The sequence below is a fragment of the Paenibacillus sp. FSL W8-0919 genome (assembly GCF_038003785.1).
Classification (GTDB): Bacteria; Bacillota; Bacilli; order Paenibacillales; family Paenibacillaceae; genus Paenibacillus_AQ; species Paenibacillus_AQ lactis.
In genome coordinates this window covers 45,639-65,288 of sequence record NZ_JBBOPV010000001.1, presented here as the reverse complement: position 1 = coordinate 65,288, position 19,650 = coordinate 45,639, and the positions used below count along the sequence as shown (strand labels likewise).

Annotated in this window: 8 protein-coding genes; all 8 read left to right on the top strand. The window is 44.2% G+C overall.

Features of this window, described 5'->3' with window-relative positions:
• The first annotated feature begins 2 nt into the window (after positions 1-2).
• The 8 genes from NST44_RS00285 (at position 3) to NST44_RS00250 (ending at position 19,511) form a co-directional block, all read left to right on the top strand.
• A complete protein-coding gene (locus tag NST44_RS00285; RefSeq protein WP_340901390.1) occupies positions 3-3,131 on the top strand; it encodes a type I restriction endonuclease subunit R in 3,129 nt (1,042 codons plus the stop codon).
• Positions 3,132-3,142: 11 nt separating this feature from the next.
• Complete coding sequence (locus tag NST44_RS00280; RefSeq protein WP_340897267.1) at positions 3,143-7,468, top strand: sigma factor-like helix-turn-helix DNA-binding protein; 4,326 nt, start codon at positions 3,143-3,145, stop codon at positions 7,466-7,468.
• Between the two features lie 728 nt (positions 7,469-8,196).
• On the top strand, positions 8,197-10,566 hold the full coding sequence (locus NST44_RS00275) for an AAA family ATPase (protein ID WP_340897265.1): 2,370 nt from the start codon (positions 8,197-8,199) through the stop codon (positions 10,564-10,566).
• Positions 10,556-11,839, top strand: coding sequence for an McrC family protein (locus tag NST44_RS00270; RefSeq protein ID WP_340897262.1), 1,284 nt, complete (start codon positions 10,556-10,558; stop codon positions 11,837-11,839). Before NST44_RS00275 ends, NST44_RS00270 begins: the two co-directional genes overlap by 11 nt.
• A 214-nt stretch (positions 11,840-12,053) precedes the next feature.
• Complete coding sequence (locus NST44_RS00265; protein ID WP_340897261.1) at positions 12,054-12,974, top strand: hypothetical protein; 921 nt, start codon at positions 12,054-12,056, stop codon at positions 12,972-12,974.
• 30 nt (positions 12,975-13,004) lie between these two features.
• On the top strand, positions 13,005-13,430 hold the full coding sequence (locus NST44_RS00260; RefSeq protein ID WP_340897259.1) for a hypothetical protein: 426 nt from the start codon (positions 13,005-13,007) through the stop codon (positions 13,428-13,430).
• Between the two features lie 206 nt (positions 13,431-13,636).
• A complete protein-coding gene (locus tag NST44_RS00255; RefSeq protein WP_340897258.1) occupies positions 13,637-14,947 on the top strand; it encodes a DUF4011 domain-containing protein in 1,311 nt (436 codons plus the stop codon).
• The gene (locus NST44_RS00250) at positions 14,883-19,511 is read left to right on the top strand and encodes a DUF3320 domain-containing protein (RefSeq protein ID WP_340897256.1); all 4,629 of its coding nucleotides are present in this window, start codon (positions 14,883-14,885) and stop codon (positions 19,509-19,511) included. The genes NST44_RS00255 and NST44_RS00250 overlap by 65 nt, the downstream gene beginning before the upstream one ends.
• Positions 19,512-19,650 lie beyond the last annotated feature (139 nt).

Genomic DNA, 19,650 nt, shown 5'->3' with positions numbered 1-19,650 from the left:
ACATTACATCTTATGCAGAGAGCGACCTGGAGCAAGCGGCGATTGAATGGTTTGAAGAATTGAATTACAACAAAGCATACGGGCCGGAGATTTCCCCGGAAGGGGAATATCCGGAGCGTATGTTCTATACCGATGTCATCTTGGCTGACCGGTTACAGGATGCCCTGACCCGAATTAATCCTGGCGTGCCGCGCGATGCGATTGAGGAAGCCATCCGCATCGTCGAGGTGCCGCAAAGCCCCAGCTTGCTAGTGAATAACCGGGCTTTCCAACGGATGATCACCGATGGGATTGACGCGGAATACCGCACACCGGCAGGGGAGAACCGCACAGCTAAGGTGTGGCTGTTCGCCACGGAGCCTGAACGGGTGGAGGAGAACGATTTTCTCGTCGTGAACCAGTTTACAGTCGTGGAAAACGGCGAGAAACGTCCTGATGTCGTGGTGTTTGTGAACGGCATTCCACTTGTCGTGATGGAGCTCAAGAGTGCCTCGAACGAAGAAGTAGGTATAAGCGAAGCATACAACCAGGTACAAACCTACAAGAGCAGCATACCTTCTCTATTTACATATAACTCGTTTATGGTCATCAGTGATGGAGTGAACGCCCGAGCGGGCACGCTGACTGCCGATGCAGAGCGATTTATGATGTGGCGGACGATCGATGGCAGCGATGTGGCGCCTACTTCTGTTCCTCAACTTGAAGTTCTAATTAAGGGCATGTTTGAGAAAAAGCGGCTCATGGACATCATTAAGCATTTTGTTCTGTTTCAAACTGACGGCGAGAAAGTAGCCAAGATTTTAGCGGGATATCATCAGTTTCATGCGACTAACAAAGCGATAGCAAGCACGGAGCGAGCTACCGAAACCGAAGGGGATCGGAAAATCGGTGTAGTCTGGCATACGCAAGGTTCGGGAAAAAGCTTGTCCATGGTGTTTTATGCCGGGAAGCTTGTCCTCACCATGGATAATCCGACGATTGTGGTCGTAACCGACCGGAACGATCTGGATGAGCAGCTATTTACAACCTTCAGCAAATCGCAGGATTTGCTGCGGCAGACGCCGAAGCAGGCAACCGACCGGAAGCATTTGCGAGAACTTCTTGCCGTCGAATCTGGGGGAATTATTTTCACAACGGTTCATAAATTTAGTCCCGAGGATGACGAAGATACGTATCCAGAACTGACCGCACGTAAGAACGTCATCGTCATGGCCGACGAAGCGCACCGCAGCCAATATGGTTTTCAGGCTGAAATGATTGCTAACGAGAAGACAGGCGAAGCTGATGTGAAGTATGGTTATGCCAAATACATGCGCGATGCACTTCCCAATGCATCTTACATTGGGTTCACGGGCACGCCAGTGGAGCTGAGCGACAAAAACACCCCGGCTGTATTTGGGGATTACATCGATATCTATGATATGACCCGGGCGGTAGAAGATGGTACGACAGTCAAAATCTATTATGAGAGCCGTGTAGCCAGGCTGAACCTGTCTGAGTCCGAACGTCCGATCATTGACAGCGCCTATGAGGAGATTACGGAATATCAGGAGGTTACCCAGAAGGAACGTTTGAAGTCCAAATGGGCTCGGCTTGAGGCACTCGCCGGTTCGGAGAAGCGAATCAAGGCTATTGCCAAAGACATGGTTACCCACTATGAGCAGCGACAGCAGGGCATGTTCGGCAAAGCGATGATTGTGGTGATGTCACGCCGGATTGCCATTGACTTGTATAAGGCTATCATCGAACTCCGTCCGGATTGGCACAGCGACGATGATAGCGAGGGTAAGATCAAGATTGTGATGACCGGTTCTTCAAGCGATCCTGAAGAGTGGCAGAAATTTATCGGCACGAAGCGTCGTCGGGAGTATTTTGCCAAACGGATGAAGGACTTAAATGATCCGCTTCAGATCGTCATCGTGCGTGATATGTGGTTGACCGGCTTTGACGTACCATCCATGAGTACGATGTACATTGATAAGCCAATGAAAGGTCACAACTTGATGCAAGCGATTGCTCGGGTTAACCGCGTCTTTCGGGATAAGCCGGGCGGTTTGATTGTTGACTACATCGGGATTGCAGATATGCTTAAGTCTGCACTTCAGCAGTATACGGAGAACGACCGTAAAACCGCCGGCATTGATACCGATCAGGCGATCGATTACATGCTGGAACGGCTAGATTTGATTCATGACCTGCTGCATGGACACGATTACAGCAAGTTTAATTCACCTAAAGCGTCCGAGCGGATGCAGGCCATTGTAGAAACCGTGGACTTTGTGCTTGGTTTAGGCGAAGAAGGCAAACGGAACTTCACCAACTGGGTGACTGAGCTTTCGAAAGCCTATGCGTTGTGTGCTACTACGCCTGCAGCCGAAGAAGTCAACATGGAGATTGGCTTCTTGAAGGCGGTGAAGTCGGGGATTATCAAACTAATCACGACAGAGAACCGGAAAAAGACGACGGCCGAACTCGACGCTGAGCTGAATCAGCTGATTTCAAAATCGATTATTTCCGAAGAAGTAGTGGATATTATGGAGGCGGCTGGTTTACAGAAGCCAAACATCGCCATTCTGTCCGATGAATTCCTTGAAAGCGTTCGCGGTCTTAAACAGAAAAATCTGGCGGTTGAGCTGTTGCGTCGTCTGCTTCAGGGCAAAGTGAAGTCCTTTGAAAAAGTGAGTGTGGTTCAATCCCGCAAGTTCTCTGAAATGCTAAACGAAGCGATTCGTAAATATAACAACCGTACGATCGAGACGGCGCAAATCATTGAAGAACTGATCCAGATGGCCAAAGAAGTGAATCAGGCGGTTAAACGCGGCGAAGACATGGGCATGGTTGCAGAAGAGCTGGCTTTCTATGATGCGCTCGCATCCAATGCCTCGGCTAAGGAATTGATGGGGGACCTGATGTTGAAACAGATCGCCCATGAGCTGACGCAGTCGATTAAGAACAATATTACGGTAGACTGGACGCTCAGGCAGAATGTACGAGCTCAGATGAAGGTGACGGTCAAACGGCTATTGAAGAAATACGGATACCCGCCGGATTTAGAACAGCTGGCGATTGATATGGTTCTTAAGCAGGCAGAAGTCATGAGCTTGTCGGCTTCGCAAGAGTTTCGATATTAAGGGGAATGGCTATGGAAGCATCAAACTTTGCATTTTTGAGGGAGTTACATCCGGAATTAGCCTCCCTTGCCGAGCAGGCGGAAGGAAGCATTTGGCTGAATCCGCGCGGAACGCTTATGCAGGGGAGACTATTTGGAGAAATACTGGCTACGACGATATCGACTCAGGAAAAGGTGGAGCCGGTCTATTCCATTAAACAAATTGATCGTCTGCATAAGTTGGCGCGAGAGGGACTATTAACAGAAGATATTCGCAATAAATTCGAATGGCTGCGGATGAACGGTAACGCTGCTGCTCATAGCAGCGGCGAAGTTCACCCTGACTTGGCTTTAACGGCACACAGAACCATGTTCGAGCTAGCTGCATGGTTTGTAGAGTTGTATGGCTCTGTTGATTCCGAGGTGCCTCCCTATCAAATACCGATTCAGCAGGCGCATGCTCATCACCAGGTTGAACAGCCTTCAGTTCTGGATACCGGTCTTGTGGAGAAAGTGATCTCCGACCAGTTGGAATCCCGGTTGCTGCCTACCTTGGATGAGAAGTTCCGCTCGATCGAAGAAGCACTCCAGCGCATTGCGGAAACTCGGGCTGCCGCTACAGCAGAAGTCGTAAACAGCCCTGAGCATTCCTTAAGAAAGTCTGATAATCAAGTACAATCTGGGGGCGTTACCACGGCTCCTCCCTCTTCAGAGGGTTCTGATCGAATAGAAATTGCTGATGAGCTTAACAGTAAAAGCTTAACTGTGATCGATAAACGTCCGTTTGGTGGAGCTCTGTGGGTTGTTGGCGGCTGGGAGTTAAAAGAAGCGCTTGGTACATGGAACGCTCAGGGAATCTATTTCCGTTTTGCCAAGAATGGAAGTCAGTCCACAAAGCGTAAGCCTGCCTGGTTCATGCTAGGGAAGGATCCTTCAGCCCAGCGGTGGGTTGCTGTTTCACAAACTATAGAAGAAGAGGATACAACCCAAGCTGATTTGAGAATTGAAACAGTACCTCAAACCAGAGAGAGTGCGACGAATGACACAGATGCTGTCTCTTTAGAAGTGAGTCCCCCATCGACTACATCAACGTCGCCCGTTGAAGCAAAAGTCGACAAGACAAATGTAAACACGACAGGGCAAACCGTCATTGTAGTCGATAAGGAAAAGGACACCCTTCAAGAAGAAATGGTTAGGATTCCTGAACGATTGCTGGAACAGAATTTAAGAGGATTTGCTTCTGATCGATTGGTAGCAATTTCTGAGTCTCTAGGAATTATCAAGTTTGGTGAGTGGAATGAAACACGGTTGCTTGAGCTATATGAACAACAACCCAAACTTCTTCATGATGTCATGGTGCAATTGTGGTTTTTCGGGTTCCAATTTGAGGGGAAACTAGGCAGATTCGTTAAATTACAGCATGATCCAAACGGTGAGTATATAGGGTCTATAGATGATGAAAGTAATCTGGCAGATATTCTAACTCCTGATGTTTGTCGTTTGCTTGGTCGTTTTGGGATCATTTCCCCCCATCAACTTAGCGGTCTCCCTGTTTCTTCGCTGGCGTGGTTACTTCGAGGACGACATGCGGAAACGGTTGAGTGTCTTCAGAAGTTAGAGCAGCATTCGGAACACACAGATTTCCCCAATTCCACGGATCAATTTCATAAGGTCTTTAGACTAAATGGCGAACAGATCGGGATATCAGAAAAGATCTGCGCATTGCGGATAGATGAACTTGAATTTAATGGATGCAATGCTTTGCTAAATGGAATTCAACAAGACTGGAATATTCAATACGTCAAAGATTTGCCGGAAGTGCTAAGTGTTTTACCATCCAAAATTAAAGGTGTTGGGTCCACGGCGTTATCTAAATTTTTTGAGCAATTAAAGCAGTTAGGGAAGAATGGTGATTTTTTCACTCTTGGTGAAGAAGTTGTTGTGCAGCCAATCGATCGTGCAAAACCAGTCAGGATAGAGGGCAAATTTTATTGGCGGAATGAAGAAACACCTGTTGCAGAGGTAGAGTATCAGGTAGCAATAGACAGTTCCTTTTTTTCGGGTGTTAACAAACTATTGTCTGAGATACTTAACGCAGGGATAGAGACCATTGGACAGCTTCCAAGTCATCTTGAACAACTACTGGAATATCCAGGTGTTGGTGCAACAGCGGTTGACAAATTCCATGGCCAGCTAGTTAAAATGTTATCTCAGCATAGGTTGCGGGAGAAGGAGAATCTTGAATGGAACTCAAAGAGTCCTGAAGCAAGGATCGCAGATGCAATTGAGCAAATCGGTCTAACATGGCAGGGGTGGCTTCAGGGGAAGGATAAGACCAGGGGAAGTGAGAGAGATCTGGAACTCATGCGGTATCGATGGAACGCTATTAGAAGGGGTAAGAAAGCCACCTTGGAAGAGATGGGCCAGAACTTTGGGTTGACGCGTGAACGAGTTAGACAGATCTTAATCAAACAGATAGATAAGTTGCAGAAAGATGTAAAGCTTATTGAGGCTGCAATTAGAACAGCTTGTGAACCCTTAAATGGTTTCTTTAAATATCCGTTACAACCTAGGGAATCTTTTATCCATTATATGATTATCGAAACACTAGAACGATCTGGGGTAAACTATCTGGAGTCGTACGGCTGGTGGACCGAAAGGACGACGGAGGAGATTCAGAATCTACAGCAAGAATTACATAGACTGTTAAAGGAAACATGTAAAGGCACGCTAATTACAAACAATATGCTAGAGGAGAAGTTGGCATCCATTCCTGCTAGATTCGTCTTACCCAACGAATTAATTTATTTACTTTCAAGTTCATTTTTAAGAAGATGCGATCAAGGCTATTTGTTAGGCAGTAGCAGTAAAGCCGACATTGTTGAGATAGTACTAAGAAGCTATCCAACTGGTGTTGAAATCTATAAGAAGGCTTATGAATTATTGGAAAAAGCAAATGCTATTTGGCCAGATTCATTTTGTAAAGATAGGGAAATTACATCTATATTCAACAGAGATGAATTTGCAGACACGGCGTATTTATGGGGCCGCGGCACGTATATTCATTATTCTTTCGTCGTACCTAATATAGAATTACTTAAAGAGATAGCAGCTGCTGCTGAAAAACTTCTCGAAGCGCGCAGTCCAATATCAGTAGGAAGATTGTATTCGCAGTTTGAGGAAGCTCTGAACCGATCAAATGTTCCTAATGAGTATGCACTGTATACATTGTTAAGAAAACACGCTTCTTCAACATTACAGTTACGCAAATTTCCTCATATTTGGCATGAGAAAGATAGTTTCCAGATCAATAACTCGGAAATGATCAAGAGTTATATACGTGAGATGAATCGCCCGGTTACCCGGGAGGAAATCGTGCAGGAATTTGTAGAACGGAGAGGATGGAAGAAATTCACCATCGAATATAATCTTTCCTCAGATACGGATTATGTTCGTGTAGATTATGGGATTGTCGCACTACGGGAATTTTATTTTCTGGGTCGGGAAGATTTCAATAAATTATTCAATAAACTCTCTACATTGTTAGAATCTCGCCCTATTATCCATATCAAATTGTTGTTCGAAGAAATGAAGGAATACTGCAAGTCCCTTGATATCCAGTCGGATTCCCTTCTATATGATTTAATGCAAGCTTATACGGATACCGAAACTAAGTTTATCCGATATCCGTTTGTCGTTCGAGCTGGGCAAGAAATTGAGGACGTGAGCATGCAAAATTTAACCGAACAATATATTTTGGAACAGGGATTAGAGGTTCCCCGCGAGCAAGTGTGGGAATGGTTGACCGACGAGTTGGGCGCTCGGCAGGAAACTCTAGATGGTGTATTATTTAATTCGAAAAATATATTTTATTACACACGGGGGCAGTACGGAGAATATATTCATCGCGATAATTTAGGATGGGATGATACCAAAGAACACCAACTATTGAATACGGTGTTCCAAAAACTTCAAGAAGCTTATATCAAAGGACAGCCCTATATATTAGCCGAGCAGATCTTAATTGCTGATGGTTTGCCTACTCTAGATAATGATGTGGAGTGGACGGAAGACCTCATTATTGATGTGTTGAAGAAAGGCAAAAAGGTTGGCTTAATAGGCTCTTATGATTCCATCATTATTTCGATTAAAGACTCCGTAATTCAACGTGAAAGCGACTTTGTAGCTTATATTCTAGATAAAGAATTTGAGGGTCAGGCCCCCGCCAGAGATTTACATCGTAGATTAGCCGAACTAAGATATTCTCAGGACGGGCAGCTACTCTATAACACATTGACGGATATTGAAAATGAGGTTGGGCGTCTAAGAAAAGACGGAGATAAATATATTCTCATTTAGATTAATAGTTCTATACGAGATATGTCATTAACGGCCATAGCATAATTTGCCATGGCCGTTTTCTTTTTGAAAGATCAATACTTTTAAAAAATCGGTATCTTTCGTACCAGAACAAACATTCGCTGACACTATGCTGCTACTTCCCTCCTATATATTATTTATAAAAATGATTCATTCCAATACTAAGGAGGAAGCAATGATAAAATTCAATATTTTTTACATATTTATGTTAATTACATGCATGACAATGTTATTCACTATGGATTTATCGACTTTATCTCTGATATTTGTCTTTTTAACTATTGCGATATGTGTATTAAGCATCATTCTTAATATTAAAAGACGAAGGTAGAAGGAAAATTAAGTAGGATGCTATTCACGTAATCTTGTTTTCTGCAGCTCAAATCAGAAAATCTGTCTTAAGGGGGATTCGCTTGAAATATGAACAAGAAGGTTCATTTCGTTTTAGTGCTGCAGTTATCATGTTTGCTATAGCTGTATTTATAGAGAATATATGGGCTGATCACTTATTCTGATAGTTGGTGGATATGCATTGATTTCTGGAATTGTGAGAGTGAAGAGATCGAGAAAGTAATTTATAGGAACCTATATTCGATGACAATATACTGGCTACGGATTAAGCTATAATATACTAGGAAATAAATACCACCCCCGATCTGGGTGGAACCCCTTAGTTTTATAAAAAAATTCAAGGAGCGAACGACAACGTGACAAAATTGTATTTTGGAAAGTTTGGCGTAGATAAACCTGAACAAATTACTGAGAAATTTTATGCGGCCGGCCCCAAAGGTGATACTTGGTATGGGGGGATTGAATCGGGAGATCTTGTTTACCCGATCTTTGAGGGGAAGGTGATTGGTCTCTGGAAAGTAAAGGGGTATACCAATAAGCCCAATCGTATTAATAAAAACGACCCAGGAGTTGTCGAATTTGACGAAGTTACTCCCTTCAGTACCCCAGTCCCTGTAGCTCAATTTATACGCAACCCAGCATTTTCGTTGGATATTAATCTACTTAACAAAGTAGTGAAGTCAACAAAAGGCTGCGGGTTCTTTGAAATTACGCTTGAAGGAAATCAATCCATAGAATCTATAAATGTGGACTTTAGTCAAAAACAAAACTTTTACATAGCTTTACAAGATCAACCTCTTCCTAATGATGATCAGCAAATTATTGTTGTGATCGATAACCTTCAAAATACCCGAATATTAAGTATCGTTAAACGAAATGCGCTAGGTACTGCAATGTTGTATGAGCCCTTAATGAAATTATATGAGAGCAGAAACAAGGAAGACGAACGTTATACCCTGAAAGAACTGCTGCAATACGCCAATAATGAAGCACCTAATAAAGCACCTAATAAAGCAAAATACATTTCGACTGTTCTTCATGAATTGAACAAGCAGGGTTGGTATGCTGTGTCTAATCCTGTCCAGCTGTACGATAATATTCTAGTCGGTCGCAGAAGGACACCGAGAAGCAAAGATAACAACAGCTCCATCAATCAGCATTCAGATTCATACATTCAAGATATGGATGAAGATGTAGTCGAAATACAAGAGAGTTATAAAAGATATGCAGAACTACTGGAATTTAATCCAAACTTGGTTTTATACGGACCTCCAGGCACCGGTAAAACCTATGCCACGAAGAAGATTATCGAGGCGTTCGAGAATAGGAACAGCAATCAGATGGTTCCATTTGAACAGGTGGAGAGGGAAGGACGAGTTAAGTTTGTTACGTTCCACCAATCCTACTCCTACGAAGAATTTATTGAAGGGATTCGTCCAAGATTCAATACAGATGAAGCCTCTGAGAGCGGCGGATCGCTGCAATATGGCATTGAAAATGGAATTTTAAAGGGCATGGCAACGGCAGCATTTACACAAACCTTAAAATCTGAACTGAAATCGGATCTTCTGTCTAACACCAAGGAAAGCTCTCGAATTTGGAAAGTATCCCTTGGAAAACGAAGCGATGATCAAACTTATGAGCGGTGTAAGCAGAACAATTGGATAGCTGTAGGTTGGTTAAGTAACCATAACTTGACGGGGAAAAATTATGAGGACATTTACAACATCCTTAAGAGCGAGAGGGGACCTGGTGCTCAAGAGCCCGGAAATGATGCAAGTACCTTAGATAGTATAGTGAATGAGATGAATGAAGGCGATATTGTTCTCATATACGACAGTCCAACTACAATCAGAGATGTCGGTGTAATTCGCAGTGGATATAAGTATCTCAGTAATGAATCTTTTCCACATATCCGCGAGGTAGCGTGGCTTAAAGAGTTTGAGCAGCCGTATGATATCTATGACGCTAATGGGCGAACACGTCTGACATTAAAGACGATTTATGAACTAACGCGGCTCAATATGAGTGATATTCAACAGATGATCCAGGCGGAGCATGCAACTGATGCTGCTGCAGCTGTTCAGCAAGCGGATGATCCCAAACCTTACTATCTAATTATCGATGAAATTAACCGTGGCAATATCTCTAAAATATTCGGAGAGCTCATTACGCTAATTGAGAAAGATAAGAGGCAGACGCTAAGCGTGACCCTCCCATATTCGCAGAAACCTTTTACATTGCCGAGGAATCTCTATTTGATCGGAACCATGAATACGGCGGATCGCTCTATAACTGCGTTGGATACAGCACTTAGAAGACGCTTTGCATTTGTTGAAATCGAACCCGATTATAGCGTCTTTACGGATCCGAATCTTAACCTGTCTGCAATGGTTAATGATGTGGTCGATTTAGAGAAACTATTAAGAACTTTAAATGAACGAATTCTGAATCATCTAGACCGTGACCATCGGATTGGCCAGGCTTATTTTATGGATGTTCTATCCATCAGCGATTTGTACCATACTTGGTATTACAAGGTGCTTCCGTTGATAAGCGAATACTTTTACAATGATGCGGCAGCTGTTAAGAAAATTGTCGGGTCCCAATTCTACGATCAATACGGCAGCATGATCTTTCTGAACCCAAATAGAGAGGGGCAGGGAATTTCTGAGTTTGAGCGTGCGTTGATGGACATCTATAAAGGGAAGGCAAATGATGAGTAAAGGTATGATCACCCTATATGAAGATCGAACCCAGCAATGCGCTTTTACATCTGAAGAGCGCAAGGATCTGATGTCACTCGAGAGCATATGGGGAAAGCAGAATTTTACGCTGCATGCGGATGATCGGCTGTTGCTCAAGCATTATGTAGGATTTATATCCACTCCCAAGCTTCAGCTTCAGGTACTGCCTAAAATATTTCATGATTCATCGGCGCACGGTACTCCCGACCAAGAAGTTGAGTTTTCAGCTCAACTGCTGATGCGACTACTTCATTATACCGGTTTTCTATCCGTCCGTGAGCTCCCAAGCCCACAACTCATGCAGCGTTTGGACTACGATATATTGGAATTGTTTATTCATTTATTCCTGGAACAGTTTCTTAAATTATATGAAAGACACGTTCATCGCTCATATGAGGACAAAGAGGAAAATTTGCAATTTATTAAGGGGAAAGTATTGTTTCAACCATCTCTACGGCAAAATTATGGCTTGCGGCATGCCCATATAGTTGCATATCAAGAGTTTACAGAGGACACCTTACTCAACCAAATTTTCAAATCTGTAATGCTAATCATCGGACAAAAGACAAAAAGTGCCGACAATAAAAAGAAGCTGGCGCGAGCTCTTATCTACCTGGAAGATGTCAGTCGAATTAAACTTACTTCCGAGGTGTTTAATCGTGTAAAGTTTAATCGAATGAACGAAGGATATCGGCCGGCATTTAATTTAGCAAAATTGTTTTATTCCAATGCTCTGCCAGGGTTATATGGAGGAGACGATCAGGTATTTACATTCTTATTGCCCCTAAACAGATTGTTCGAAACCTTCGTGTATCGACTATTGGATAACGGAATATCGAAGCATCTCATCGATATTCAGTACCAGAAGCAGGCATACTTGGATCAAGAGCATAAACAGTTTCTTGTTAAGCCGGATTATTTGTTAAGCTCCGCTGCTAACCGTAATGACATACTTCTGGTCGGAGATGCGAAATATAAAAATCCTATATATAACAATCAAGTCAAACCGGCGGAAGCAGATTTATACCAGATGTTGGTGTACTCGATGAAGTTCAATTCTAACGAATTGGTTTTGTTTTACCCGAAATTTATTCGTAATGAATCGGCTGCAGAATACTTAAATCAGTTCAAAATTTATGCCGGAGAGCGGCTTGTTAATTTATATATGGTGGAGATTGATTTGTTAGAAACAGACTTAATTAAGCTTGAGCAGAAGGTAGGTAAGTTGGTGAAGGGAATTATAAATAGTTAACGGAGATCGTATAAACTATCTTTTAATATTATAACTCAGCAGTGTTAGTAGTAGTCTAATATTACTACTTATATACTGCTGAGTTTTGTATACATAGAAAATAATAGTCTTTAAATCTTGGAATCAAATGAAAATGGTTACTTTGGACTAGTCTTCTGGTATTATCAAAATAGTGAATTGTTAAAACTTACCTTGTACATAGGAGGACTTGTAAGTGGGAGTTTTCAAGAACATAGTTACTTTTGGGGCTGCCGGGCGGATAGAGAGGAAGATGGATGATTTTGAGGACCTTAAAGCCCGATACGAGAACATCTACCAGGAGATGGAAACTAAACGTGGGGAAGTAAATAAAGTTCTTGAAGATGTTATTGAAACGAAAGTATCTGCTTTAAAAAGCCTACAAAAAATAAACACCATCTCGAAAAATTTAAAAAGCAAAGATCGAGATATTATTTATCGTAAAGTAGGAAACAATTTCGAAACCGTAGACTTCGCTCGTGTTGATCAAACAATTAGCGCTGGTCAGGTAGCGCTATCAGCTACAAAGAGTATATCAGCTGGTGTAGGCACCGCGTTAGGGGCTTGGGCATTAGTGTCGACTGTTGGAACTGCTTCAACAGGTGCAGCAATCGCTGGTTTATCCGGCGTAGCAGCTACAAATGCTACGTTGGCATGGTTTGGCGGTGGAGCAATCGCAGCAGGCGGTGGTGGGATAGCAGCTGGTACAGCGGTTTTAGGAGGAATTGTTGCTGTACCGGCACTTGCATTATTAGGTGTATTCAGCCATATTCAGGCTGGCAAAAAAATAGCCGCAATTGAACAAGAAATGAAGAAAGTTCTGAATTATATTGATCAGATCGAAGCTAATCTCCTAAAGCTGAAAGTTTTGGAAGAAAGATCACATGAACTAATCGTCTCTATCGATAAAGCCCGCGACGTATTCGAACAGGAATTGCTCCGTACCCATAAGGAACTAAACAAATATGGAAAATGGTCAGAGCTAATCAGATGGGTAAGAAACAAACTATTTCGTCAAGATTACTACTCAGAATCTGACCTGAAATTAATAGCCTATATTGGTGGTCTTGCAACAGACTTTTCCGTGTTAATAGATACACCAGTGATCGATGAATAAATTAATCGATGAATAAATTGGGGGATAGAGATGTTAAAAAAAATATTCCAAAAAAAGGATCCGAATTATCAACTCATCGAAAAGATTAATCAAGTCACAGACATTATACCAGCTCCAGATATTTTCTCTTTCTTTAATCAATTAACGGATGCCTTTAACCAATCCCAATCTACTAAGGTGGAACTTGCTAGAATAGAAGCTATGAAAGAATCTGTTCTGCTAGAGATTCAAAACAAGTATGATTTGTATCATAAAGTTTTCGACCAAATCTTTGATGAGCGAAGAACCGCCATAAATAAATCGTTTGATCTAATCGATAAAGGGCTTGATTCCGGAGATAAGGAACTCATTTCTATAGGAATGCAGGGCTTGAGCAAAATTGTCAGTAGCAGCCCATTTGCAAATATGGAGCAGCTGTCCAACATGCTCAATGGTAACAAAATCATAGAGATTTAAGAATCGAAATGAAATAACATCTAACTCTAATTGATATTAATAAATCTACAATCCTCCAAGATGATTCGTCTTTTACGAATCATCTTTTATTTTCTCGTATTTTCATGTCGAATAAAGCAGATACACCCATTATTTAGTGTTATTATAGAACTAATTGGCAATCGATGTAGGTCTACAGGACTGAGAAACAAGAATTATAGGAGGATATGGAAGTGGAGAGCAGAATATCATGCGAATGGTTGTATAGCGAAACCGTGAACTACGCTATGCAGCAGAACCATGTTCCTGTTATGAAGAGCATCATCTTAACGAATACAACGGGTGAAGATATCAAAGGAATCACGGTGAAGCTAGAATCTGAGCCGCAATTTGCATATGAATGGAAGAAGGATTTGGACATGCTTCCAGCAGGGCAATCCTTGGACTTGGGTACGATTGATTTACTTATGTCGACCTCATTTTTGGGGGATTTATCGGAACGCATATCAGGTACATTGACATTGACGGTATGGCAGAATGACACCGAATTGTTCAAGCAACGCGGCTCGATTTCCGTCCTTGCCTTTGATGAATGGAGTGGGCTTGCCGTATTGCCTGAGATGACCGCTGCTTTTGTTACGCCGAATCATCATCAAGTGGCCGAGATCGTACGTGAGGCGGGCACCATTCTGGAGCAGTGGTCGGGAAGCCCTTCGTTTACAGCTTATCAGAGTAAGGATCCCAACCGGGTACGTATGCAGGCCGCTGCAATCTACTCGGCTTTGCAGAATCGCGGGATTTCCTACTGTGTAGCTCCTCCTAGTTTTGAGTTGATCGGTCAGCGTATTCGTCTTCCTGAGACCATCTTCACGCATGGCCTGGGAAATTGTCTGGATCTTTCCCTGCTCTATGCTGCTTGTATGGAGGCGGTGGGTCTACATCCCCTGATCATTTTCACGAAAGGGCATGCGTTTGCCGGAGTCTGGCTTGTAGAGGAGACGTTCTCGGAGACGGTTCAAGATGATATATCGTTATTAACGAAAAGGCTTGCAGCGGGAATAAATGAAATCTGCGTGGTGGAGTCTACGGCTATGGTGAAAGGGGATCATATTCCATTTGATCAAGCGGCTATGCTAGCCGAGGAGCATCTGAGAGATCCCGATTCATTCGATGGCTTGGTCGATATTCGAAGAGCGCGCGCAGCAGCCATAAGACCGTTACCACTGCGTACGAAGGCGACAAATGGATGGGTCATTGAGGAGACTCGTGAGACGAAGATCCATGAAAGTGCTGCTCCGGAACTTCTGGAAGTGCTGGAAAAACCAATGGAAGTTGATTCGTTGCAGCCTACTACAAGGCAAAAGCAATGGGAGCGTAAGCTGCTAGATTTGACGCTTCGTAATTCACTGCTCAATTTTCGCTTAACCAAATCGAGCATTCCGGTCATTTCTGCCCAGTTGGGAGATTTAGAAGATGCGCTGGCTGACGGCGATGAATTTCAACTGTTGGCTAGGCCCAGTGACTGGGAGGGAGGATAACGGGCGAAACGCCAGCTTGTATCAAAGTGTGAATGCCAGTCACCCACTCGTTAAATTGTTGCAGGAAGAATTCGTCCGGAGACGACTGAGAGCTGATTTGAATACTCAAGACCTAGAGAAAAGAATTGTACATATTTATCGGTCTGCCCGAACTTCATTGGAGGAGAATGGGGCTAACACGCTTTTTCTTGCGTTGGGTCTCTTGAAATGGTATGAATCACCGGTTAGCGAACTTCCTCGATATGCGCCGATTGTGCTGATTCCTGTAGATATTTTGCGAAAATCTTCACGACAAGGCTATGTCATTCGGGCGAGGGATGAAGAACCGCAAATTAATATTACACTGCTGGAGATGCTCAGGCAGGATTTCGGTATCGGCATCGATGGCCTGGATCCGCTTCCGAGGGATGAGAAAGGCATTGCCTTGAAACAGATCTTTAACGTTATTCGACATGCATTAATTCAAGTATCCCGCTTTGACATCGAGGAAACGGCTAATCTCGGATTGTTTTCTTTCGGGCAATTTGTAATGTGGAATGACATTCGCACGAGAGCTGATCAATTGGCGGAGAATCAAGTGGTGGCAAGCCTTATTCAGGGGCAATTACAGCTACAGGAATCTGTGGAAATCAAGCCCGAGCCGCTCGATGAAGAGCATCCGGCTCATTCGTTGATTCCGGTTAGTGCGGATTCTTCACAATTGTCGGCCATTCGCGCGGCGCTTAAGGGGCAAAGCTTTGTGCTGCACGGCCCTCCAGGAACCGGGAAGTCCCAGACCATTACGAATATGATTGCTAGTGCTCTGGCCAATGGGAAGAAAGTGCTGTTCGTAGCGGAGAAGATGGCTGCACTGTCCGTTGTTCAGCGAAGATTAGAACAGATCGGTTTGGGCCCTTTTTGCCTGGAACTTCACTCCAACAAAAGCACAAAGCGAGCAGTCCTTGACCAATTAAGCAATGCGATTGATGTGCAGCGGATACAGTCTGGCGAGTCGTGGAAAAGACAAGCAGATCGCTTGTTCCAGTTGAGAGAGACGTTAAACGGTTATGTAAAAGCCCTTCATCGAAAACATGCTTTTGGCTTATCTTTATTTGAAGCGATATCGGAGTATGAGAGAGCGGGTGAAGCACCGGATGTCGTTACGTTCAATGACGCAGCGATTGAAGGACTGAACCCGGATACCTTGGTTGCATGGAATGACACGGTTGCTCAATTAATCGCAGCCGGGGCTGCCCTTGGCAATCCGGGCACGCACCCTTGGGCGGACTCTAAGGTTACATCCTATACACAGGAGCTGAAGGCAAACGCAGAAGTATTAATAAAGAGCTACATTGTAGAGCTTGAGGGACGTCAGAAAGCGATGAATGAAGCGCTGAAGCATTTCAAGCTTGGAGCTCTTCCGATGACTCAAGACAAAATCTCCATACTTGCACAGTTGTGTGAGCTGGCTAGCCGTGTACCGGATATTAAACCTGCCCTCATGCAAGAGATCAATCTCGAAGAATCGGTTGAAAGGCTAAAGGCTGCAGCACTTCAGGGCAAACGCCGAGACCAGATTAGAGATCGGGTTGCCAAACTATTCACTTCAGAGACTCAGCGTCTAGATGCCCAAATGATGTTATCTACTTGGGATAGCTTGGAGCTAAAATGGTTCCTTCCGAAATGGGCCGGGCAGAATCGCATTTTAAATATGCTGAAGAAAATGACGGTTTCCGGTCAAGGGATAGCCAAGCAGGATGTCAGATCTCACTTGATCGATATCATTTCCCTGCAGGAAGAGGAACAGAAGTTAAGTCGAGCAAGGGACGAATCCGCTCCATTCCTTGGTTCCTCGCTGATCTGGGATGACGAAGGCAAGTGGGACGACATCATGGAGACTTGCGAGTGGCTGAATCGATTGCATGCAGCGTTAACGGCTTGGTATGAAAATACTACCGATGCCCATCAGGCAAGAACACAGATTGCAGAATTTATGGTTGAACTTCGTGGGAATGCTGCGCTGAATCAATCGATACAGTCTGTGCTTCGTAGTCATGAACAAGTGAAGCATCAGGAAAAGGAGCTCCGCGATCTATTGCAGATTGACTTTGAGCTCATGGCACATCAGTCTCAGGATTTGGACTGGCACGATGATCTCCTGGAAAAAGCAAATGGATGGATATCTCATCTAGATGTATTGAGAGATTGGTGTACGTGGCGAAGGGTGCGATCGCAGGCGGAGGAGCAAGGACTTCTCCCTCTTGTCATTCCATACGAAGAAGGGCGTCTATCTAATGACCAGTTGAAGGACGCTTTTGAACGTGGACTCTATAAAAAAATAGCGAATTACATCATTGCGCGTGATGAGCAATTCGTGTCATTCTCCGGCAATGTATTTGAGGAGACCCTACTTCGCTTCAAAGAAGCCGACGAGGAATATACGAGACTAACCCAACAAGAAATTGTGGCGAGGCTTTCTTCGAGAGTGCCTCAAATTACGCAGGAAGCATCGCAAAGCTCGGAAGCCGGTATTCTTCAGCGGGCGATTCGCAGCGGCGGGAGAAATATGTCGATTCGTAAGCTGTTTGAACAGATTCCGAATTTGCTGCCGCGATTAGTGCCCTGCATGTTGATGAGTCCGATTTCTGTAGCACAGTACCTCGATCCTGAACGGTCCCCATTCGATATGGTGATATTTGACGAAGCCTCTCAGGTGCCTACGGCACAAGCGGTTGGGGCACTGGCAAGGGGACAACAGTCTGTCATCGTAGGTGATCCGAAACAGCTGCCACCAACGAGCTTCTTTTCGAAGAGCCGTCAGGAAACGGAGGAAGAGGAACCGGCGCTGCAAGACATGGAGAGCATATTGGATGATTGTTTGGCGCTTGGAATGCCGGAGCGACATCTGACCTGGCATTATCGTAGTCGGCATGAAAGCCTGATCGCTTTCAGTAACGCTCATTACTACGAAAATAAGTTAATGACCTTCCCATCTCCGGATGAACCCGTTTCAAGTGTGAAATGGTGCCCTGTCGAAGGATATTATGACCGGGGACGTACGAAACAGAATCGAGCCGAAGGTGAGGCTGTCGTTGCTGAGATTATCCGCCGCATTAAGGATCCGGTCTTGCGCCAACAGAGCTTGGGTGTCGTCACGTTTAGCTCCATTCAGCAAACCTTGATTGAGGATATGCTTGAAGAAGTACTGAAGCAAGAACCGGAAGTGGAAATGCTGATGATGCAAATGCCGGAACCCCTATTCATCAAAAACCTTGAGAATGTTCAAGGGGATGAACGTGACGTTATTTTGTTCTCAGTAGGATATGGGCCTGATGCAAACGGTAAGGTAAGCCTGAATTTTGGCCCATTAAACCGGCAGGGAGGCTGGAGACGGTTAAATGTTGCCGTATCAAGAGCTAGGTACGAAATGCTGGTATTCTCAACACTGCACGCCCATCACCTGAATGCAAGCAGGATCAGCAGCGAAGGTGTACTAGGCTTAAAAGCGTTCCTTGAGTATGCGGAAAAAGGAAAACGGATCCTGCCTGCAAGCGAGGCCTCATCTCAAGCGCTTCAGGTTTCGCATGTTCACCGAAGTCTGGCCGCTGAGTTGAAAAAGCGCGGATACCAAGCAGATCTCTATGTCGGGGCATCGGGATATCGCATTGATTTAGCGGTATTGGACCCTGAGTCCGATCATTATGCATTAGGGATTCTCCTTGACGGACCGATGTATCAAAATGCAGAATCTGCACGGGATCGAAATATTTTGCGGGAAGAAGTGCTTAAGCAGCTTGGCTGGAATTTGTTGAGGGTGTGGAGTCCGGATTGGTGGGACAATAGAGAAGGCGTAATGGACCGTATTGTGGAAGCTGTTAAGCGAGGAAGAGAGGTCAAGAAGCTACGGGTTCAGTCCCAAGCTGAAGCAGCAGTGACTCATGAACAAGTGACATTTGAACGTTCACAGAATCCTCCCGTAAGCACGGATCATCCTGTTCAACCTGCACAGCCCCAGAAACCGAAAGAGATGCAGCCTTACCATGTCTGCGTTCTGGATGCTGTTTCTTTAGGGGCGGATTGGTTTCATTCCCCAGAATCGACGGAGCTCCTTTTGGGTCAAATCCGAAAGGTCATTCAAGAAGAGGGACCTATCAGCCGGAGTTTACTTACAAAACGTATTTTACAGGCATGGGGCATTACCAGACTGGGGGCACGATTGGATCAGAGGTTTACAGAGCTGTTGATGAAGATACAACCTGCACATACGGAAGTGAACGGAATGACCTTCTTCTGGCCAGAGGGAATAAAACCATCCGAGTATGGCATTTACAGGGTAGCCACAGATGACGCTCAGCGGCGAATGGCCGAGGATTTACCGCCGGAAGAAGTAGCGGTTGCCGTGAAATCCATTCTGTCTTCTCAAATTAGTCTTCCCTATGATGAGTTAACGAAACAAGTAGTTAAGGCGCTCGGATACGCTAGATCCGGCAGTGCTCTGGAGAAGTCGATTAAATCGGGGATTCAAAGAGCTATTGAGCTGGGCTTCGCTTATGAGGATGAAAATCAGCGGGTGGTTGTGAAGTAATTAAACCAAGTTATTCTCTATGTTATCATAAGGCTAATCAAAGGCTGCTCAATGAGCAGTCTTTTTTTTATGCCGATTTTTGGGTTCCGAACTTACGTTTGCTGGCATTCCCATGTCACCACTATTCTTTAAACTATGG